We start from the raw sequence: 20,642 nt of genomic DNA, 5'->3' as shown, positions 1-20,642 counted from the left end.
TCCCAACTCCTTGCCCCTAAATCCAACGTCACCCCGGGCTTGACCCGGGGTCCCGCTTTTCTTCGACAGGCGGTGCAGGATCAAGCGGGACCCCGGGTCAAGCCCGGGGTGACGAGGACTGGTCGGTAGGAGCTACGCCCCTCAAACCCTCCACCAGCGCCCGCAAACCCTCGCTGTCCTTCAGGTTCAGGTCCTGCTGCGGGAACGGAATCTCCACTCCGTTGTCCCTGAACAGCCGCCACACCGCCTTGAGTATGTCCGACCGCACATTGCCGACGCCGCCCTCGGGATCGTCGATCCACACCACGATGGTCATGTCGATCCCGCTCGGCCCGAAGGCGCTCAGCAGCACGCCGGGAGAGGGAAAGCTCAGCACGCGGTGAACGCTGCCCACGGCCTCCAGCATCAGCTTCTCGACCTGCTCCAGATCGCTGCCATAGGCCACGCTGACCGGAATGCTGATCGCCACCTCGCGTGAGGAATAGGACCAGTTTTCAACCTGTTGTGTCATCAGGTTCTCGTTCGGTATGAGGTATTCGCGATTGTCGCGTGTCGTTACCGAAACCGCGCGGATACCGATCTTCTTGACCTCGCCGAACGAATTGCCCTTGCCGTCGTTCACCGCGATCACGTCGCCCGGCTTGATCGAACGGTCCATCAGCAGGATGATCCCGGCGATCAGGTTGCCGAAGGTCTTCTGCAGGCCGAAACCGATGGCGAGGCCGAACGCGCCGGAAAACACCGTCAGTGCGGTCAGGCTGATGCCCAGAACGTCGATCCCGACAAGGATCGAGATGCCCCAGACCACGATCGTCGCGATCTTCTCGCCCAGCAGCTGCTGCGTGCGGTCAAGGCTGTCGATCCGCCGGAACAGCCGCCGCGCCAATTTTCCGACCAGTTGCGCCGCCACGATCACCAGCAGCATCACGATGACGATGCGCAAGGCTCCCCACACCGAAATGTGATAGGTGCCAAGATCGAACCCGATCTCGTTGAGAACGCGGATCGCCTCGGTCACCTGCTGCTTCGCGCTGATCATACGCCCGCTCCGTGCGCCGCCCAGACGGCCAGCCCGCGCTCGAGATCGGCAATCAGGTCGGCCGTGTCCTCAAGCCCGATGGACAGGCGCACCCCGAAGCAATCCTGCACGTCCATTCCCTTGAGCGGCCATTGGCTCGCCGTGCGAATGCTGGCCGGATCGACCGGCGTCGCCAGACTCTCGAACCCGCCCCACGAATAGCCGATGCCGAACAGCGCCAGCGCGTCGATCAGTGCATCCCGCGCCGCGCTTGTCCCACCCTTCAGCACGAAGCTGAACAGCCCGCAGCCGCCGGTAAAATCGCGCTGCCAAAGCTCATGCCCCGGCGATCCCGGCAGCATCGGGCACAAGACGCGCGCCACCTCGGGCCGCCCCTCCAGCCACCGCGCAATCGCCAGCGCGGATGCGGTCTCGGCCTCGAGCCGATGCTTCATCGTCCGCAAACCGCGCAGCATCAGCGCGGCATCATCGGGCGAGACCACCGTGCCCATGCCCTGCGAGCGCAGCCGCAACTTGCGATACCACTCCGCCCCCGCACTGGCGCTGCCCATCATGCAGTCGGAATGGCCGGACACGTGCTTGGTCAGGCTCATCACCACGATGTCCACGCCATGGCGCAGCGCCTGAAAGCCGAGCGGCGAGGCCCACGTGTTGTCGAGCATGCTGACGATCCCGCGCGCCTTGGCCGCGGCGGCAAGTGCGGGCACATCCTGCACCTCCATCGTCAGGCTGCCGGGGCTTTCCAACAGGACGCAACGCGTCCGTTCGCAACACGCCGCCTCGAACGACGCAAGGTCGGTCGGATCGAACCAGCGCGTTTCGATGCCGAAGTCCTTCAGCAGGCCCCGGCCCATGATGCGCGAGGGTTCATAGGCGTTGTCGGTCATTAGCAGCACGTCACCGGGACGCAGCACCGTCAGCAGCGCTCCGGCAATGGCTGCGACCCCCGAGGGATAGAGCACAGTTCCCGCAGAGTTGCCCTCGAGTTGGGTCAGTGCCTCGGAGAGTCCCCACTGAGTTGGAGATCCCCTGCGGCCATAGTAAAAGCGCCCGTCCTCGTTCGCCGGATGCGCCCGAAGCGCTGACATATCGGGATAAAGATGCGTCGAGGCGCGCCAGACGGGCGGATTGACCACCGCGCCGGGGTGCCCCGGCGTCCCGGTCCACTCGTCACGCCGCCCTGCCAGAACGCCACGCGTCGCGGGACCCAAATTCTCGAAATCGTCAGAACTGCTCATGGCCTCGGGCGATAGCAGCAACCCTCGGCTTCGTCAGCAGCTACGCTTGCCTTCGTCAGCAGCTACGCTTGCCTTCGTCAGCAGCTACGCTTGCCTTCGTCAGCCGCAACACCTGCCTTCGTCATTCCCGCGAAGGCGGGAATCCACCCTGCCGCTTTCTGGATCCCCGCCTGCGCGAGGATGACGACAAGGATGGTTGAACCTCAGGCTGCGCCGGTTGCCTTGGGTGTCGCCGGGTCCATGCCCCATTCGCTCCACGATCCGTCATAGAGCGAGACGTCTTCCTTGCCGATCAGATGTGCAGCAAAAATCAATACGTTGGCGGTCATTCCTGAGCCGCAGGACGAGATCAGCGGGCGCGACAGATCGATGCCCGCTGCCTCGAACAGGGCGCGGATCGCATCAGGGGATTTCCACGTACCGTCGAGGTTGAACAGGCTCGAATAGGGCAGGTTGCGTGCACCGGGGATGTGGCCGCTCGCCAGCGCCGGGTTGGTTTCCGGAACATCGCCGGTAAAGCGTCCGGCGCCGCGCGCGTCGATCACCTGCTCGGCCTTGCTGGCGAGGTTAGCGAGGACATCGGCTTTCGAGCGCACGTGGCTGTCGTCGGACCACACCGTGAAGTGGCGTTGTCTCAAGGTTTCAACACCTTGCGCACACTTGCGACCTTCGGCCTTCCACTTGGCGATGCCGCCATCGAGCAGCGCCACGTTCTGCGCGCCGAACTTGTTCAGCATGAACCAGGCGCGGGTCGAGGTCTTCACCGGGCTGTCGTCGTAGATCACGATGCGGCTGCCGTCGCCAAGGCCCAGCGCCTGCATGCGGCTGGCGAATTTTTCGGCTGGCGGCAGGGTGTTGGGCACCGGAGAGGCGGTATCGGCCAGTTCCGCGAGGTCCATGAACACCGCGCCGGGGATGTGGCAAGCCTCGTACTCAAGCCGGGGCACGCGGCCATGTTCCGGCAGGAATGCCGTTGCATCGACAATACGTAGATCGCTCGCGCCCATTTCGTCCGCGAGCCACTGGGTCGAAACCAGCGAGTCCATGGTTGATCGTGCTCCTGCCTGCCTGCGCGACCCGTCTGGCGCGGGTTCGTCTGCTGCAGACTAGACGTGGTAAACTTGGCCGTCGACCTGAAAAAACGACTGGTCGCAGCAGTTTTCCGAACAGGTCACGCAAAGGCCGGAACGGTCAGTTCGCGCTGCCCCACCTGCGGGTAGATGCGCGGGCCGAGGTCGAGACGGAAGGGCTGCAATCGCTCACTGGCGGCCGTATCCTCGATTCCCACGACGAATGCGGCCCGTGCCGTGAATTGCTGGCCATCGGCCCGGCCGGAGACTTCGAGCCGGACCAGCGGCACGAAAAGCGCACTGCTGCCGTGGCGGATCGGCGTGATCTCGGCCAGTGGCAGGCGCACCTCGCCGGAGAGTTCAACGATCCCGCCCGCCGCGATGGCTCCCACGCTATGCAGTTTGGGTGCGTCGCCAATGCCGAGAAGCTCGTTGTCCGGGCGCGAGGCGTGGGCCGAGGTCATCCCGCCGACCACCTGAAGATCGGCAAGATCCGTTCGCGCCGACAGCCGCAAGCGGTAGCTCAGCGTGGCGTTGACCAGACTCGCGCTCATCCGCGCGGCGATCAGGTCGATGGTCAGCGATGGCAGCGAGGGCTCGGCCCTGGCCCGGGTGGGCGCAGGTTCGGCGACAGGCTGCGGACTTGCCGGAGGCGAGGCCGTGGCTTGCGGCGGCTCGAACACGATGGCGTCGCCCCCGCGCTTGCGCCGCAGAAGGACAAGGCCCGCCACCGCCAAAAAGACCGCGAACAGCGCCGCCCAAGGCCAGACAGCAAACTCATCGGGCGCGACCTCTGCGCTCGCAGGAGGAGGCGAACTTGCAGAAGGCTCGGGTGGCATCGGCAAGGACGAGGGCGGCATCGTTGCCTCTGCCGGTGGCCCCACAGGCTCGGCTGCCCCGGTCGACGTCGGCGCACTCGCAGACGGAGAAGGGCTTGGCCGCGGCCGCGGTGGTGAAGGCGCAGGTGCGGGAGTGGCGGTGGCGGAAGCCTCAGGCGCCGGTACGATAACCGTGGGGGCAGGCGTGGGTGATGGAACCGGCGCAGGACGCGGAGGCGGCGCATCCGGCACGACCGGTCCTTGCGGCGCCGAGGTTGCCGTTTGCGATGGCGGCAACTGCCACGTCTGCGCATCCTGCGCGTGTGCCACACCGCTCAGCAGGCCGAGCGCGAGCAACGGCAGTTTTGCGAAAGACCCTGTCCTCATGCAGCGCCAAGGGTGCCTCGCCAGTTTAATCGCCGGTGAACCAAGGGGAATGATCCGGCCACTTGCCCCGCGCCTGCGACGGGTGCATGGGGCCCGTCGTTCCTTTTCCTCCGGCGCGCAGACGTTCAGGCGCCAGCCAGCCCGCGCCGACCAAAGGTTGAAGCATGACCAAGACCCCGCTTTTCCTCGGACAGAACAGCAGCTTGCCCGCCTCGCCGGAAGAGGCCGTGCTCGATTACGTGCCCAATCCTCGCCCCGGCACGCTTTACATGATCCGCTTCGCCGCGCCCGAGTTCACCTCGCTTTGCCCCGTCACCGGCCAGCCCGATTTCGCGCATCTGGTGATCGACTACGCGCCGGGTGAGACCATCGTCGAATCCAAGGCGCTCAAGCTTTTCCTTGGCTCCTTCCGCAACCACGCCGGGTTCCACGAGGACGTCACCGTCGGCATCGGCCAGCGCCTGTTCGACGAGATGAAGCCGCAATGGCTGCGCATCGGCGGCTACTGGTATCCGCGCGGCGGCATTCCGATCGACGTGTTCTGGCAATCGGGCACGCCGCCGCAGGGCCTGTGGCTGCCCGATCAGGGCGTTGCGTCCTATCGCGGGCGCGGCTGACGCAACAGCTTCAGGCGGCGAGCGAACGATCCTCGCGGGCACTGCGCCGCGTGCCCGGCAAGGTTGCGACAGGCGGTGAATTGCAGCTTATGCCCTGGGCGATGCGCTCCTGCCCCGCCTCGGTCAGGTAGACCCAGATTCGCCTGCGGTCCGTCGCATCGGGTTCGCGCACGATCAAGCCGGCCTCGTGGAACATCGCCAGCCAGCGCAGCACGGTGGCCCCCGGCACGTTTGCGCCAAGCCCCAGCCCGGTTACCGAAATGCGGCGCGCTTCGGCCTGATGGATGAACAGCTCGAGCAGCAGGTCCCAGGCCGGATCGGCCACCTGGATGTTCGGAAACAGCTCCTGCCGCTTTCGCCGCGCCCTGATTTCCTGCTTTGCCAGCGCGACCAGCTGGCCCGACGAGGGCGCGCTGGCCGAAGTGGCGGCATCATCCGGCGCGATCAGGAGCTCGTGGAGCATCGCGGAGATGCGCGCAATCCTCTCCTTCTCCTGACTGTTCATCGCACACCATCCCAACCCCGTTTATCGTATTACATTGCTGTAACGGCCGTTCCAATGCAACGATAAACGTTTGAATAAAAATGCAAAATTAGCGAATATTAACTCTCTGCCCGCGTTCTGTCGCAACGAAAGTTAGGGTGCGGTTACGCTGGGGCTGCCAGTTGCATGCGCTTCGGCGGCCACGCTGCCGGTGCGTTCCAGCTTGCCCCAGCCGACCACCCAGCCGCCGATGGCCGAGGAGAGCGCTCGCAGCACGACCCAGTACATGATCTGCCGGTAGACCAATCGCTGCGCGACCAGCAGCCCGGCCGGATAGGGCGGGCGACGGTCATCGAGGCGATAGGCGACCCAGCCGCAGAACACGTCGATCGCGGTAAAGACTGACCAGTAGATCGCCATGCGTCCAAGATCGCCTTGTGTCTGCGCCCAGCCGTGCTGGATCACGCGCATCGCCGTGGTGACGATCGAGATCAGCAGCGCAGCATCGATCAGCGGCGAAATCGCGGCAAAGGCGATCTGGAACAGCCAAGCCTGCGGCAGTCCGACAAGGCCAAGGCCCGCAGGCTTGCCGGTGCTGATTACCTTGCGGTGCTTCCACAGGCACTGCAGCGTGCCGAAGGCCCAGCGATAGCGCTGCTTGGCCAGCGCCGCAAAGCTCTCGGGCGCCTCGGTCCAGGCGACGGCGCGCGGATCGTAGGTCACGCGCCAACCCTTGCGCTGGATGCCGATGGTCAGGTCCTGATCCTCGGCCAGGGTGTTTTCGGGATAGCCGCCGACTGAATCGAGTGCCGCCCTGCGCCATGCACCGACGGCCCCCGGCACCACGGTCATCGCATCGAATCCTGCAAGGGCACGGCGCTCGAGGTTCTGCGCGGTAATGTATTCCACCGCCTGCCAGCGGGTGACAAGGTTGACGCGGTTGCCGACGCGGGCATCGCCCGCCACTGCGCCGATTGTCGGATCGACAAACCAGCGCGCCAGTCGGCGGATGGTCAGCGGTTCGAACTGGGTGTCGGCGTCGAGCGCGATGATCACTTCGCCCGTCGCTTCACGCAGCGCGCGGTTGAGCGCCGCTGCCTTGCCGCCGTTCTGCAGGGTCAGCAGGGTCACGCGCGGGTCGTTGCCGAAACGTTCGGCGACGATGCGGCTCGTCGCATCCTTCGATCCGTCGTCAGCCACGATCACCTGCAACGAGGGATAGTCGCTCGCCAGCACCCGCTCGACCGATGAGGCAATGACGCGCTCCTCGTTATAGGCGGGGATGATCACCGATACGCTCGGCTCGAACACGGGTGGTGCGGCGCGCGGCGAGCGGCTCTGCCACCAGGCCAGCGCGGTCATGACCAGCGCGCGGGCAATGCCCAGGGCAATCGCCACGAAGAACAGCCAGGTCAGCCCGACTTCGATGAAATGCAGCACGATGAAGGCGCCCACGTCGATCCGCACGGCGGTGAGGTCCGAGGGCGAAAGCTGGGGCATCGCCTGCGCTGGCGGAACGCCGACCAGCTGCGAGGCCGTGACGAACTGGTAGCCTTCCGCGCGCAGCTTGGCGATGATGCGCGGCAGGGCCTGCACCGTCTGCGAGCGATCGCCGCCGCCGTCGTGCAGCAGGATCACGTTGCGGCTCGAATCCTCGGTCGCGCCATGCACCTGATCGACGACCTGCCGCACGATCGCGTCGGCTCCCGGGTTCTGCCAGTCGTTCGGATCGACGTGCAGGCCGACCACGGTGTAGCCTGCCTGTTGCGCCTTGAGCGCAGGTTCGAGTTCGTCGGCGGTGGTCGGCTCGGCATCGCCGAAATAGGGCGCGCGGAACAGCGTCATGCTGTGTCCGGTGAACGCCTGCACCAGCCGCTGCGTGGCGTTCAGTTCAAGATGCGTTTCGCTGTCCGAGGCATCGGCAAGATTGGGATGCGTATAGGTGTGGTTGCCGATCTCGTCGCCGTCGGCAACCATGCGCCGCAGCAGATCGGGGCGCAGCAGCGCGTTCTCGCCGATGACGAAGAAGGTTCCGGGCACGTGCGATTGCTCCAGCGCGGCGAGCACGTTGGGCGTCCACTTCGGATCCGGTCCGTCATCGAAGGTCAGCGCCAGCAGCTTGGGATTGGCTGCACCCGAGCGGCGCACGACGAACGGTGTCGGCAGGGCCTCGTAGTGCTCGTCACGGATCAGGTGCTGCTGGTCGAAGCGCACCGAGCGGCTGCCTGCGACAGGAGTCTCGGTGATCTTGAGGATCTCGCCGGTGCCTTCGACATCGTTGCCGCTCTCGGAGGTGAGCCGCGCGAGATCAGGCGCCTTGCCACTGCGAAAGGCGGTGAGATCGCTCCAGAAGCCGGGGTCTTCGGTGCCCAACCGCCACAGCGCAAGGTCGCTCACGCCGAGGCGTCCCAGCGCGAGCATCTCGTTCCAGTCGGTCGCCGCGTCGAGCATCCACACCGTGTGCCGCTCGCCGTCCTCGTCATAGGCAAAGCCGCTGTTGCCGCTGGCTTTGTCGAAGATCACTTCGGCGTTGCTGTCATGCGCCGCCAGCCACGCCTCGCCGATGGAGAGCGCATCGCTGTCCTTGCCGTGCCAGTCATAGGCATAGCTGCCCAGCGCGACGACGAGCTTGTCTACGCCGACCTGGCGCGTGGCCTTCTCCACCTCGTCGATGAACCACGATTGCGACGCGACGGGGCCAGCCTCGCCGCCCTGCCAGTGCTCGTCATACGCCATCAGGATAACCTTGTCGGAAACCTTGGCGAGTCCGGCCAGCGGGAAGTCGGGCTCCCCTGCAGGCGCGGTGACGGCCAGCTGTTCGCCTTCGGGCAGGGCGCTCTTCAGTTCGTGCAGGAACGTGATGTAGGCAGGCATCGCTGCTTGCGGCAGGTCTTCGAAGTCCATCACCAGTCCCGCGCCGCCGTGCTGCGCGGCATAGGAAACCAGTTGCCCCTCGAGCACGCGGCGTGCCGGAGCATTGGCGAGCAGACGGGCAACGCTGGCACCGTCCCACTCGGCAGTGCCCACGTTCTGCACCATCGGCAGAAGCTTGAAGCGATGCTTGCCGCTGGCGAGGTAGCTGTCGAGACGGGGGTCCTGTGCAATCTGCAGCGTGCTGTGCGGGCCGGACACGTTCAGCATTGCCGGGACCAGCCAGTCGAGCTGGTCGCCGTTGCGGGTCAGCGACTGGAACGCCGGATCATTGCGCGGGACATAGAACCCGATCGCCAGCGGCTGGTGCCGGGCATGGGCGCGGAGCTTTGGCAGCCATGACTTGAAGCCGGAGAACCGGCTCTTGTGCTGCAATCGGGCGGCTTCGTAATGCGGCGTGGGCAGGTCGAGCGACCGCTGGCGCGGCACTGCAACCAGCGTTGTCGCAAAGGCAATGGCCCCGAGGATCACCGCGAGAATGCCGATGGCCAGGACCCGCTTGGCGCGATGACCGCGGCGGCCGGTGGGATCGAAGAAAATGGGTCGCGTCATGGTGTCGGTTCGCTCCGCCGCACAAGAGCGGCACGAAGCCCTATGCGCCGGTCCGGGTGAGGGGCGTCTGGGCGCTACATGAAATTCCCGTCATGTTGGCGGTCTGTCAGCGGTGCAGCGCCTGCAATATCGTCGCCATGACCAGCTTCGTATCGCGCCGGAGATAGTGATTGCCGGGCAGCGCGATCGTCTTCGCCGGACTGCCGTCGAGCAGGGGGCAAAGGCTGGAATGCTCTTCCTTGCCGTGAATGCAGGTTACCGGCACCCAGTCGACGGTTCGCAAGGCCGGGGCCGGAATCGCATCGGGCTTTCCCAGATAGGCAACGCCCGACGGATCTGCGCGGAACTTCACGTCGTTTGACGGCACGACGATGACCACGGACAGGATCCTGTCGTGCAAGCGCTGCGGCAGATCGGGCAGGACCGTCGCGATGATGTCCGAGCCGAACGACTGGCCGACCAGCACCACCTTCCTCGCACCTCGGGCAAGGGCCGCGTCGATGGCCTGGATCACCACAGCATCGGTCTGCGTGCGGGTGAGATGATGGGCAAAGGCGACCGAGGAATTGACGGCAGTGACGGGATAGCCGTGGGCAGCGAGGCTCCTGGCCGTCTCGCCGCTGATCCCCATGGTCAGCCCGAGGTCGCCCGACAGGAATACCGCGCCGACCGTGCCATCGCCGCCTGCTGCAGGATACTCGACCATCGCTTTCGAGCCGAGCAGATGGAGCCGCGGCGCATTCGTCGCCACGGCCACTATGGCGAGCAGCACGATCGCGATCCAGCGCCAGCGGCGGGCGCGGAACCTGCTCATGCGGCGCATTCCAACGCCGGGACAGCGCTGGCCGTGGTCGATGGCGCAGAAGGAGGCGCAGTCCGCGTCGGCACCGGCTGCCGTCCGATCAGCCGTGATACGTCGCGCAAGGCTTGGAGCAGGCCCACGTCCTGTGGTCCCGCAAGATAGCGCGGTCGCCACACCGGGCCGAACTTGTCCTTGTAGGCGCGCAGGCCCCGGAAGCCGTAGAACCGCTCGCCATGGCGGAAGACCAGCGCTGCCGCGCGCGCCCAGGCCGGAGCCAGCCTGCGGCCCTCGATGCCCGAAAGTGGCACCATGCCAAGCGTGAAGTGGCGATACCCTTGCGCCTTTGCCCAGAGCAGCAGGTTGGCAAAGAGAAAGTCCATCGTCCCCCGCGGGGCCGCGGCACTGTGGCGCATCAGGTCGACCGAGGCCTCCTGCCGGCCCTCGGTCAGCCAGAGGTTGGCGAAGGCGACGATGCGCCCCTCGAACATGACCACCGCCAGATCGAAGCAAGACATGTAGGCACGGTCGAAGAACCCTAAGCTGAAGCCTTTCTCGCGGCCATTGCGCGTGGCCAGCCACTCGTCAGAGACGGCCTCGATCTCGTCCATGATCACCGGCACGGCGGCGGCCGGAATGATGCGGAAGCTTGCGCCCGCGCGCGCCGCGACCCTTTCGGACTTGCGCACCGAACGCATTTCCGGCGTGTCGAGGCTCCACGCCGCCAGGTCCAGCACCGCCTCCTCGCCGTACTTCACGATCTGCAGGCCCATGGCGATGGCGATGTCGAGCGCGGCCGAGCTGGCCTCGTAGATCAGCAGGCGGCCCTGCTGGCGGTGCGACAGGTCGCGGATCTGCCACAGCAGTTCTTCCCACGATTCCCGCGCGCCGACGGGATCGCCCATCACCACCCACGTCGCGCCTTCCACTTGGTACATCAGGAAGGCATCGCCCGCCCGCGAGATCAGGAAGCGCTTGTCGCCGGTCAGCGCGAGCATCGCTTCCGTCCGGTCTGCCGTGGCGAGGATGCGGCGGATCGTCGCCCACTCCTCGGCCTTGGGCATCGCGGGAGTGGGCGCTGGTGCGGGCGCCAGCATCGTGCGCGCGGCAAAGCCCAGCAGCAGCACCACGCACCCCAGCATCGCCCGCATGTAGCGCGGCGCCTCGGCCTGCAGCGCGAACCGCCACCACAGCGCGTCGCTGTAGGGGACGTGGCGAAACGCAAAAAGTCCCGCCCATCCTGCGAGCGTCGCCGCCATGGCAATCGCGACGATCCACCCGGCGCCCAGGGGTTGCGCGGTCAGCGCGGTCTTGCGATCGAACTTGCGGCGGCCAAGCTGCAGCAGCGCGGCCAGCATCAGGCAGACCGTCGCCTCCTCGTAGTCGATTCCCTTGCCCAGCGAGAACAGCGCGCCCGCCAGCAGGAGCACCCGCGCCACGACCGAAGCTCCGTCCAGTCGGCGATAGAGCCCGGGCGCAATCAGCATCAGCGCGGTCCCGGCCATGCTGGCGGCAACGTGGCTCGCCTCGATCAGCAGCAGCGGCAGGGCATCGCCCAGCACATCGATGCGCCAGCCGACCGGCGGCAGCGCGCCCGACAGCAGCAGCATCGCCCCGGCGAGGAACGTCGCGCCGCCCAGCAGCACCGGCAGCAGATCGGCCACCACGCTGCGCATGCCACCGAAGACCCGCCGCAGCCGGGGCGAGCGGGTGACCTCGTGCCAGGCCAGCAGCACCACGCCCAGCGCCAGCGGGGCGACGTAGTAGATCAGGCGGTAGACGATCAGCGCGGCAAAGACGCCGGTCCGGTCCTGCGCCGGCAGGACCGCCATGACCGTCGCCTCGAACACGCCAAGTCCGCCGGGCACGTGGCTGATCAGGGCAACGACGATGCCAAGCGCCCAGGCGAGCAGGAACAGGGGAAAGGTTGCAGGGTCGGCACCCGGTATCAGCACGAACAGCGCAGCGCTGGCGCAGGCAAGATCGGCCAGCCCGGTGGCGAACTGGGCGCAAAGCGCCGGCGCGCCCGGCAGGCGAATCGTCGCACCCATCAAGGACAAGGGCTTGCGCTGAAGCGCGACGACCACGGACAGCAGCACCACGCACGCCAGCAGGGCACAGCCAACGACCTGCACCGTCGCCGGAGCGAGCGCAGTCCAGCCCAGATCGATCGGCACCGATCCTGCCGCCATCGCCAGCGCCGCGACTGTGACCACGCCCGCCCAGAACGTCGCCCCCGCCAGCGCGATCACCCGCGCCACATCGGGACCGTCGAGTCCTGCGGCAACATAGATGCGGTAGCGCGCCGACCCTCCGGTCAGCAGCCCCAGCCCGAGGTTGTGGCTGAGCGTATAGCTGGTGAACGAGGCCAGTGCCGCCGTCCGCCACGGCAACGGGCGGCCGATCACCCGCAACGCAATGAAGTCGTAGAAGGTCAGCGCCAGATAGCTTGCCGCGGTAAACGCCAGCGCGCCTGCCAGCCGAAGCGGTGTCAGCGCGTGGAGGGCAGTCCGCACATCCTCATAGCGCACCTCGTGCGTAAGCCGGTCTAGCGCCACGAAAGCCAGCGCGGTGAGGGCAAGGACTACCCCGGCTGCACCGATGCGGCGCTGCTTTTCCGAAAGGGTCATTGCGGCAGCACTCCGATACGCGTCCAGACCTGCGACTTGCAGACCAGCCCGTGCAGGATGCAGCCGCTGATCTTCAGGCGGTCAGGCCCGATTGTCTCGATCGTCGAACTGAAGCGGTGGCCAAGGTCGGGCACCAGCACCGTGCCCTTCCAGCTGCCCCGCGCCTGCGGCCGATAATCTTCCAGCAGGTCCAGACCGATAAGCTCCGAAACGCCGCTCTCCCGCGCGTCAGCCTTGGCCTCGCTGCTGGCCCACACCACCCGGCCGCACAGCGCATTGCCGCACATCATGTTCTGCACCGCCACCGAGCGGTAGGGGTTCATCCACAGCCCGGTCACCGGATCGGTCGCCGCGCGGGGATAGGCGCCTGCCGGTGCGGCAAGCAGGGTGAGCATGAACAGTAACGCGGGCTTGAGGCGCATCGCATGGTTCCTCCGATGCTGCCCTGCTATTCTCCCGGCAATTGCCCTCGCGTGGCGCTTGCATGAATTATCGGCAATGTTGCCCGAGGCCCCTCGCAGCGCGCGCAAAACCTTGCCATGTTGCCGTGCATCCGCTGCATTTCGGGGACCCAGATGAGCCAGAAGATCCTGCTGGTCGAAGACGATCCCGCCACTGCCGACTACATCGCCGGAGGTCTCGAGGAAGAGGGCTTCACTGTCGACCGCGCCAGCAATGGCCGCGATGGCCTGTTCCTCGGCACGGACAGCGCATACCAGTGCATCGTGCTCGACCGGATGCTGCCGGGGCTCGATGGCATGGCAGTGCTCGGCGCGCTGCGCGGGGCAGGGGTGGAGACGCCGGTCATCATCCTGTCGGCGCTCGGCGCGGCGGAAGACCGCATTGCCGGCCTGACCGGCGGCTCGGACGATTACCTCGCCAAGCCCTTCGCCTTTGCCGAACTGCTCGCCCGCATCCGCCTGCTCATCCGTCGCCACGGCGGCGCCCCGGCGCAGCAGACTACGCTGTCCTGTGCCGATCTCGAGATGGACCTCCTTGCCCGCCGCGTCCGCCGCGCCGGGCAGACCATCGAACTGCAGCCGCGCGAATTCCGCCTGCTCGAATTCATGCTCCGCCACGTCGATCAGGTGGTAACGCGCACCATGCTCCTCGAAGGCGTGTGGGACTACCACTTCGATCCCGGCACCAACGTGATCGACGTCCACATCAGTCGCCTGCGCAAGAAGATCGACGAAGGCCATGCCGAGCCGCTGCTCCACACCGTGCGCGGCGCAGGCTATCGCATCGGCGCCAATCCTTGACCCTGTCTACCCTCTGGCGATCGACCACGCTGCGGCTGGCCGCGCTGGTCTTCCTGCTGCAGGTCCTCGCCGCAGCCCTGCTGCTGGTCGGCCTCGGCGCCGTGATCCGCCAGCAGAGCCGTACGCAGGCGATCGACGTGGTCGAGACCCTGCGCGACGACCTTGTCGCCACCCATGTCGCCGGAGGGCAGGGCGCATTGGTCGAAGCGATCCGCCTGCGCCTGTCCAACGAAGTCGGGCGCGGCGTCGTCGTGGCCTTGCAGGACCGCGATGGTCGGCTGATCGCGGGCAATCTGCGCGGCGTTCCCGCCGATGCCCGCACCTACCGCGCTGCGCGCCTGGTCGAGGTGCTGCGCCGCAATCACGCCGCGCCCGAGGCGGCCTTCCTGCTTGCCGTGCCGCTGAAACACGGCGGCACTCTGCTCACCGGCGTCGTCGTGGAAAGCGACCGGCAGTTCCTCGCCCTGCTTGAGCGTGCCAGCCTCGCCACGCTGGCCCTGTCGCTACTGTTTGCGGCCATTGCCGCCTGGCTCGCCACGCGCCAGATCGTCCACCGCCTGCAGGGCACGGTCAGGACGCTCGAAGGGGTCGGCCAGGGTGATCTTGCCCGCCGCGTGCCGCCCGACAATTCCGGCGACGCCTTCGCCCGTCTCGGCGAGGAGGTGAACCGGGCGCTGGCCCGCGTCGAATCCCTCAACGGCCAGCTCAAGGTCGCGACCGACGCCCTGGCGCACGACCTCAAGTCCCCGCTGACCCGGATGGCCACGGCGCTTGATCGCGTCACCACGCGGATCGACGACCCTGATGCGCTCTCGGCGGTCGAGGCGGCGCAGGCGGAGGGTCGCCGCGTCATGGCCATCATCGATACCGCGCTCGGTATCTCCCGCGCCGAGGCCGGGATCGGGCGGCAGAGCTTCGCCACCACCGACCTGACCGCCATGGTCGAGACCATTGCCGAAATCTACGAGCCGCTGGCCGAGGAAGAAGGCCGCACCCTCGTCGTCGACGCTGCCCCCGGACTGACGCTGCCGGTGCACCGCCAGCTCATGGACCAGGTGCTCGGCAATCTCATCGACAACACCATGCGCTATGGCGCGGGCACGATCACCGTAGCTCTTGGACTCTCGGGGAGCGACATTGCGCTTTCGGTTGCCGACGAAGGGCCTGGGATACCCCCGCACCTTCACGCCGAGGCCCTGCGCCGCTTCGGGCGGCTCGATGAAGCGCGCGGCGGCTATGGCGCGGGGCTGGGCCTCGCGCTGGTGGAAGCAGTCGCCCATCTCCATGGCGGCACTGTCGAGCTTTCCGATAATCCTGCAAGTACGTCAGGCCAGCCCGGCCTCAAGGTCACGCTTCGCCTGCCGCGTCAGCAGGCCGTTACGCTCTAGGCGTCAAGTTCGGAAAGCCACTGCCGGATCATCGCGCGTCCGGCGTCCACTGCAACCGGCCCATGCAGGTCGTGCGCGGCGCGCAGGCTTTCCAGCGTGCCGCCCGCTTCTTCCACGGCCTCGGGCCACTGTTCGATCCACGCGTCGAAGCGCGGATCGAGGCCCATCTCGGCATGGAACTGCAGGGCCAGCACGTTGCGCCCGCGGCGGAACGCCTGATGGTCGTAGACATGGCTCGAAGCGAGCAGCTCGGCCTCTGGCGGCAGGGTGAAGGTATCGCCATGCCAGTGCAGCACCGGCACGTCGGCAATGTGCCGCAGCGGGCTGTCGGTGGCGTGGACCTGCACCGGATGGAATCCCACTTCCTTGTGCGGCCCTGCAAAGACCTTGCCGCCCATCGCCTCGGCAATCATCTGCGCGCCAAAGCACACGCCAAGCGTGGGCCGGTCAGCCTCCAGCCGCATGGCCAGACGGCGCAGCTGGCAGGCGATCCATGGATGCTGGTCCTGCTCGTAGACCCCCATCGGCCCGCCCATCATGATCAGCAGGTCCGGCTCGCGCAGGTCGAGACTGGCAAAGGCAGGATCGGCCACGTCGATCCGGTCGACGTCGTAACCCGCGCTCTCCACCGGCTTGCGGAATCCGGCAACGCCTTCGTGCGGCACGTGGCGAATGATCAGGGCAGTCTTGCGGGGCATCGGAAATCCGGCGTTGCTTGCCCGCATTCCAATCGGAAAAATGCTCTACCGGTTCAATAGAGTTTTTCTTGGGAAGTCAGAGGGAGCGGTTTTCTCCCGTTCAGTCCCGGTCGGCATTGTCGCGATAGACATGCCATCTTCCTCTGCGCAAACGCCGGATCGGCTTGCCGCAGCCCTGGCATGGGCCGGTGTAATACATCAGCTTGCGCACCACCTTGCTGCGCACCGGCCGATGAAACCCGAACAGGCATTTCAGATTGAGCACGCCGGAAAGCCTATCTGGTTGGTCACCCATCCTCTGTTCCAGATGCGATGCGATTCGGACAACTGGCAAAAGTTAACCGTTCCTTCACTTGATGACTGCTGCGCAGGCCCGAAAGACGGAGAACGGGCGGCCAGCATTGCTGACCGCCCGCCCGGCAATCGGTAAACCTGCTGCGATCAGAACTTGATCGAAGCATCCACTCCGAAGGTGCGCGGCATGTTGAAGTTGCCGTAGTCACCGAGGATATTGCTGTTGTTGCCGATCACCACCACGTTCGGCACGCCCGACGCGGCAGTGGTCTGCACAGCCGGCAGACTGTTCGACGGATCGCGGCGATAGACCAGCTGGTTGTTGAACAGGTTGCGGCTCCACAGACCCAGGTTCATCTTCTGGTTGCCAAGGCCGATGTCGAGCAACGACAGGCGGGCGTTGACGATGAAGCTTTCATCCGCCTTGGTCGCGAACTGGTCGAAGCTCTGGGTCGCCTGCGAGTAGTTTGCATCGATGTGGAACTTCGGACGGGCGCCGCCGAGGATCTCGGGGAACTCGTAGTCGATCGAGGCGCTCGCCGCATTGCGCGGGGTGAACACGATGAAGAACTTCTGCGGCACGGTCGTGCTGTTGCCGGTCGGTACGCCTGCCGAGGTGAACTCCTTGTAGGTCACCGGCACTTCGGGGATGTTGGTGTAGGTATAGGCGTAGGACAGGTCGATCTTCAGCGCGTCGGTCGGCTTGAGCGTGAGGTCGGCCTCGACGCCGCGGATCTTGGTCGTGCCCGGCGCATTGAACGTGACGAGGTTGTTGAAGTTGCCCGTCGCGGTCGGCTGGATGGTCGAAAGGTCGACCTGGCTGTTCTTGCGGTCCATCATGTAGGCCGCGATGTTGATGCGGGCGTGCCGGTTGAACAGGTCCGCCTTGAGGCCGACTTCGTAGTTCTTCACGTCTTCCGGATCGAACGCGCGGTAGTCCGAAGTGCGCGAGCTGGCACCGCCGGCACGATAACCGGTCGAGTACTTCACGTAGCCGTGGACGTCGGGATTGAAGTCATAGGCGACCGTCGCCATCGGGTTGAAGCGCTTCCACTTCTTGTCGAGGCGCTTGTAGCCGTTGGCAGCCGCAGCGGCGGTGTTGACGGTGTAGTTGATGTTGCGCGACCAGGTCAGATCGCCTTCCTTGTCGTCCCAGGTGTAGCGACCGCCGACCGTGATGTGCAGCGCTTCGGTCGCGTTCCAGGTTGCCTGGCCGTAGACCGCATAGCTCTTCGAATTGACCACCGAGGCGCGGTCGATCGCACAGCCGTTGACGGCCTTGCCGACGAAGTCAGGCGTGTTGCCGGTGCAGAACGGGATCTGCACGTAGTTCGCCTGCGTCGGCGAAACGTAGATCGCGCCCATCGAGTTCGGCGTTGCCGCGTCGTCGCTGACGTGCTCGTTGAAGTAATAGAAGCCCGCAACGTAGTCGACCGAGCCGATCGTGCCGACGGCCTGGAATTCCTGGCTGAACTGGTTCTGCTTGAGGTCGGCAAGGCTGTAGCGGCTGAACGCGCAAGGCGCGGCAGCGGTGCAGTTCGGGGTGTAGTTGATGACCGGCACGCGGTGTGCGCCGCCCGAGTTGTCCCACTGCTGCACGTCAACGCCGCGCCATGCGGTGATCGAGCGCAGTTCCAGCTCCGGCGAGACCTTGAACTTCAGCACATTGGTGAAGCCGTGGGTCTTGTCGACGCTGTTGCGCTGCGGCACGCCGATGTCGGCGGTGCGCATCAGGGTCTTGCCGTTGACGACGATGCCGGGAGCCAGCGGCTTGATCGTGCCCTGCGTGCCGGTGAAGGCAGTGCCCGGCGTCACGCAGGTGCTGCCTGCGGGGATGGCGATCGGCGAGGCATTTGTGCCGCCGCTCAGGCAGTTCTGCGGGTTGTAGTTCAGCAGCTGGCTGTAGAACGGAGTGTTCTCGTCGCGGGCGACGTCATACGAGAAGTCGTTGGTCACGCCGTCGAACGGCTGCCAGCGCACCGCCGCGCGGAAGCCCTTGCGGTTGAAGTAGCCCCAGCCGGCCTGTCCGGCGAGCGGGTTCTTGGTAATCGCGTCCTGGTGCTGGTACACGCCGTCGAGCTTGACCGAGAAGCCGGCGAACTTGGGCAGGTTCAGGTGCAGCGCGGCGTTGCGCGAACCGATGTTGCCGACGCCGCCGTCAAGGCTGCCGCCGAACTCGCCGGTGGGCATCTTCGAAACCAGCGAGAGCGCGCCGCCTTCGGTGTTGCGGCCGAACAGGGTGCCCTGCGGACCCTTGAGCACTTCGACGCGCTCGATGTCGAACAGGCCGGTGTTGAGGCCATGCTGGCGACCAAGGTAGACGCCGTCGATATAGACGCCGACGCCCTGTTCGCGAGCGGGCTGGTTGGCGTCGAGCGGCACGATGCCGCGGATGCCGATGGTCAGGGCCGACTGGCGGGCTTCGAAAGTGGCAACGCGCAGCGAGGGCACGCCACCGTCAGCCAGGTCGAGCAGGCTCTGGACCTTGCGTTCCTTGATCGTCTCGGCACCCATGACCGAGATCGAGATCGGAGTCTTCTGCAGGTTCGTCTCGCGCTTGGTCGCGGTCACGACGATTTCGGTGAGACCGCCGCCGCTGTTGCCGCCGGTTTCCGACTGCACTTCGGCTTCTGCTGCGGGGGCTGCCTGGTCAACTGCGCCTTCGACGGTGACGCCTTCAGCGCCGACCGAGAACTTGGCGAAGGCCGATTCCGAACTGCAGGTGGCCGCGATGGCAAGTGCTGCCAGCGAAGCAGAACGACGAATACGAGCGGACTTCATGGAGAGGTTTTCCCTGGATGACGTTAGTATCGCGGCCCTCCGGTCCTGCCCCTATCGGCAGCCACCATCCGGCCTGCGCGTCGCCCTAGAGATACCCGGTGACACTACAGTGACGTGCCCGTGACACTACCGTGACAAGGGCATCATTATCCTCATTCAAGGTGTGCGGATGCGAGCAGCGCCAGCCATTGCGCCTTGGCTTCCGGTGAAATCCCGTCCTTGGCCAGCACTGCCAGTTGAAACCATGACCGCTTGCCGGTGACCAGCCGATAGAGCCCGTAACTGATCGACTCCGCCCCGCATCCCGGAGACCTGCGTTCGAAAGTCACAGAGTGCTCGTCCTGCCCCAGCACCGCGAACTCCGCCTTGCACGATGCGCCTGCGCTGCGGCTGCGGATCCCGCTCTCGATCTGCGCCATCCACCCTTGCGCCCCATCGATCTTTTTCTGCTTCGGGATCGAGACGATCTGTAGCGCCTCCTGCCACTTCGCCGCCGACTCGCCGCGCACTGCGATCAGATCGACGAGTCGCGTCGGATCGCTGCCATCGAACTGCACCATCTCGCTGCGCCCCTCGTCGAGGACCTTCTGCAGCGGGGGAGACAGGCGGTGGTCGAATTGCAGTCGCTCGGCATGGGCAGGCATGGCGATCGACAACAGCAGCAGCGCAATCAGTTTCCTCATTTCCCGGAGGTTAGCGCGCGCCCGCGCGCTCCTGCAAAATGTTTCCGACACTGTCACAAATGGCCTTCGCGAGGATTGCAGGGGACTTTCGGCCCATCGCATTTCGCTTGCACGAGGCGGACATTCGTGAAAACACTGAACCATATGGTTCACTATAACGCTCTCGACCGATCCTTTTCCGCACTTGCGGACGCCACCCGGCGCGGCGTGATCGAGCACCTGCTTCAGGAAGAAGCATCCGTCGGCGATCTGGCTGACCGGTTCGCGATGACCCTGACCGGCATGAAGAAGCACATCGCCGTGCTCGAACAGGCAGGTCTGGTCACCACCGAGAAGGTGGGAAGAACCCGCCGCTGCAGGCTCGGACACCTGCCAATGGCCGAGGAAGCGGCATGGATCGATCGTTACCGAAAGGTCTGGGCGACCCGGTTCGAGAGCTTGGATGCGGTTCTCGAAATGATGAAGCGAGAGGAGAATGCCAGTGACGACACTATCTGAGGGCACGCCAGACAAGACGCGCGTGGAAAAGCGCGGGGATCGCGAACTGGTGGTCATCCGCCGCTTCGATGCGCCGGTCCATCTGGTCTACAAGGCCTGGGCCGACCCGGCGCTGTTCCGCCAATGGTGGGTGCCACGCTCCTACGGCATGACGCTGGTCTCGTGCGAGATGGATGTGCGCGTCGGTGGCACCTACCGGCTGGAGATCGGCCACGCATCCTCCGACCAGCCGATGGCGTTCTTCGGCACCTATATCGAGGTCGAGCCTGATTGCCGGATCGTCTGGACCAACGAGGAAAGCCCGGATGGTGCCGTGACAACGGTAAGCTTTACCGAGGAGGACGGCGGCACCGAAGTCAGCATTTCCAACCGCTTCCCCACGGCTGAGGCAATGGAGCAGGAACTCGCCTCCGGGGCTTGCGAAGGCACCGCCGAAAGCCTCAAGCAGCTTGAAGAATTCCTTCAGGTCTGAA

General features: G+C 65.8%; 18 protein-coding genes. 5 read left to right on the top strand and 13 right to left on the bottom strand.

Translation table 11 applies throughout. The annotated features are described in order from the left end of the window. Positions 1–97: 97 nt before the first annotated feature. The 4 genes from I2488_RS12480 to I2488_RS12465 form a co-directional block, all read right to left on the bottom strand. Positions 98–1,039 (bottom strand): mechanosensitive ion channel family protein, encoded by a 942-nt coding sequence (locus I2488_RS12480; protein WP_196276145.1) that lies wholly within the window; start codon positions 1,037–1,039, stop codon positions 98–100. Continuing rightward, positions 1,036–2,277, bottom strand: a complete 1,242-nt coding sequence (metC, locus tag I2488_RS12475; protein WP_196276144.1) for a cystathionine beta-lyase — start codon at positions 2,275–2,277, stop codon at positions 1,036–1,038. Before metC ends, I2488_RS12480 begins: the two co-directional genes overlap by 4 nt. Before the next feature lie 203 nt (positions 2,278–2,480). Then, positions 2,481–3,323, bottom strand: a complete 843-nt coding sequence (sseA, locus tag I2488_RS12470; protein WP_196276143.1) for a 3-mercaptopyruvate sulfurtransferase — start codon at positions 3,321–3,323, stop codon at positions 2,481–2,483. Between the two features lie 125 nt (positions 3,324–3,448). Then, entirely contained in the window at positions 3,449–4,078 is a 630-nt protein-coding gene (locus I2488_RS12465) for a hypothetical protein (RefSeq protein WP_196276272.1), read from the bottom strand. 638 nt (positions 4,079–4,716) lie between these two features. Between I2488_RS12465 and queF the strand changes: the two genes are divergently transcribed. After that, positions 4,717–5,169, top strand: coding sequence for a preQ(1) synthase (gene queF / locus I2488_RS12460; RefSeq protein ID WP_196276142.1), 453 nt, complete (start codon positions 4,717–4,719; stop codon positions 5,167–5,169). 10 nt (positions 5,170–5,179) lie between these two features. Here queF and I2488_RS12455 read toward each other — a convergent pair whose 3' ends face one another. From I2488_RS12455 to I2488_RS12435, 5 genes are all read right to left on the bottom strand, one after another. Continuing rightward, a complete protein-coding gene (locus I2488_RS12455; protein WP_196276141.1) occupies positions 5,180–5,632 on the bottom strand; it encodes a helix-turn-helix domain-containing protein in 453 nt (150 codons plus the stop codon). A gap of 174 nt (positions 5,633–5,806) precedes the next feature. Further along, complete coding sequence (locus I2488_RS12450; protein ID WP_196276140.1) at positions 5,807–9,136, bottom strand: trifunctional glycoside hydrolase family 18/polysaccharide deacetylase/glycosyltransferase family 2 protein; 3,330 nt, start codon at positions 9,134–9,136, stop codon at positions 5,807–5,809. A 106-nt stretch (positions 9,137–9,242) separates the two neighbouring features. After that, entirely contained in the window at positions 9,243–9,950 is a 708-nt protein-coding gene (locus I2488_RS12445) for an AcvB/VirJ family lysyl-phosphatidylglycerol hydrolase (RefSeq protein WP_196276139.1), read from the bottom strand. Beyond that, positions 9,947–12,565, bottom strand: coding sequence for a bifunctional lysylphosphatidylglycerol flippase/synthetase MprF (gene mprF, locus I2488_RS12440; protein WP_196276138.1), 2,619 nt, complete (start codon positions 12,563–12,565; stop codon positions 9,947–9,949). The genes I2488_RS12445 and mprF overlap by 4 nt, the downstream gene beginning before the upstream one ends. Beyond that, on the bottom strand, positions 12,562–12,987 hold the full coding sequence (locus tag I2488_RS12435) for a DUF2147 domain-containing protein (protein WP_196276137.1): 426 nt from the start codon (positions 12,985–12,987) through the stop codon (positions 12,562–12,564). The genes mprF and I2488_RS12435 overlap by 4 nt, the downstream gene beginning before the upstream one ends. 153 nt (positions 12,988–13,140) lie before the next feature. Here I2488_RS12435 and I2488_RS12430 point away from each other — a divergent pair, with 153 nt between their 5' ends. Together I2488_RS12430 and I2488_RS12425 are read left to right on the top strand one after the other, a co-directional pair. Continuing rightward, on the top strand, positions 13,141–13,827 hold the full coding sequence (locus I2488_RS12430; RefSeq protein WP_196276136.1) for a winged helix-turn-helix domain-containing protein: 687 nt from the start codon (positions 13,141–13,143) through the stop codon (positions 13,825–13,827). Further along, on the top strand, positions 13,824–15,215 hold the full coding sequence (locus I2488_RS12425) for a sensor histidine kinase (RefSeq protein ID WP_246465651.1): 1,392 nt from the start codon (positions 13,824–13,826) through the stop codon (positions 15,213–15,215). Before I2488_RS12430 ends, I2488_RS12425 begins: the two co-directional genes overlap by 4 nt. On the opposite strand, the gene I2488_RS12420 is transcribed toward I2488_RS12425, so the two are convergent. The 4 genes from I2488_RS12420 to I2488_RS12405 all read right to left on the bottom strand — a co-directional run bounded on the left by I2488_RS12420 (position 15,212) and on the right by I2488_RS12405 (position 19,671). Further along, positions 15,212–15,913, bottom strand: coding sequence for a glutamine amidotransferase (locus I2488_RS12420; RefSeq protein ID WP_196276135.1), 702 nt, complete (start codon positions 15,911–15,913; stop codon positions 15,212–15,214). The two genes, I2488_RS12425 and I2488_RS12420, sit on opposite strands and share 4 nt — an antisense overlap. 100 nt (positions 15,914–16,013) lie before the next feature. Then, positions 16,014–16,208 carry a hypothetical protein gene (locus tag I2488_RS12415; RefSeq protein WP_196276134.1) on the bottom strand — a complete coding sequence of 65 codons (195 nt, stop codon included), beginning with the start codon at positions 16,206–16,208 and terminating at the stop codon, positions 16,014–16,016. A 146-nt stretch (positions 16,209–16,354) separates the two neighbouring features. Continuing rightward, positions 16,355–18,988, bottom strand: a complete 2,634-nt coding sequence (locus I2488_RS12410; RefSeq protein ID WP_196276133.1) for a TonB-dependent receptor — start codon at positions 18,986–18,988, stop codon at positions 16,355–16,357. Positions 18,989–19,140: 152 nt separating this feature from the next. Then, positions 19,141–19,671 (bottom strand): hypothetical protein, encoded by a 531-nt coding sequence (locus tag I2488_RS12405; RefSeq protein WP_196276132.1) that lies wholly within the window; start codon positions 19,669–19,671, stop codon positions 19,141–19,143. Between the two features lie 144 nt (positions 19,672–19,815). Between I2488_RS12405 and I2488_RS12400 the strand changes: the two genes are divergently transcribed. Continuing rightward, positions 19,816–20,169 (top strand): ArsR/SmtB family transcription factor, encoded by a 354-nt coding sequence (locus I2488_RS12400; RefSeq protein WP_196276131.1) that lies wholly within the window; start codon positions 19,816–19,818, stop codon positions 20,167–20,169. Further along, positions 20,153–20,641: an SRPBCC domain-containing protein gene (locus I2488_RS12395; RefSeq protein WP_214652365.1), complete on the top strand. Its 489-nt coding sequence runs from the start codon at positions 20,153–20,155 to the stop codon at positions 20,639–20,641. Before I2488_RS12400 ends, I2488_RS12395 begins: the two co-directional genes overlap by 17 nt. Position 20,642: the final 1 nt, after the last annotated feature.

The organism is Novosphingobium jiangmenense (assembly GCF_015694345.1).
Classification (GTDB): Bacteria; Pseudomonadota; Alphaproteobacteria; order Sphingomonadales; family Sphingomonadaceae; genus Novosphingobium; species Novosphingobium jiangmenense.
Note: the sequence above shows the minus strand (reverse complement) of the source record. Positions and strands in the feature narration are given on the sequence as shown.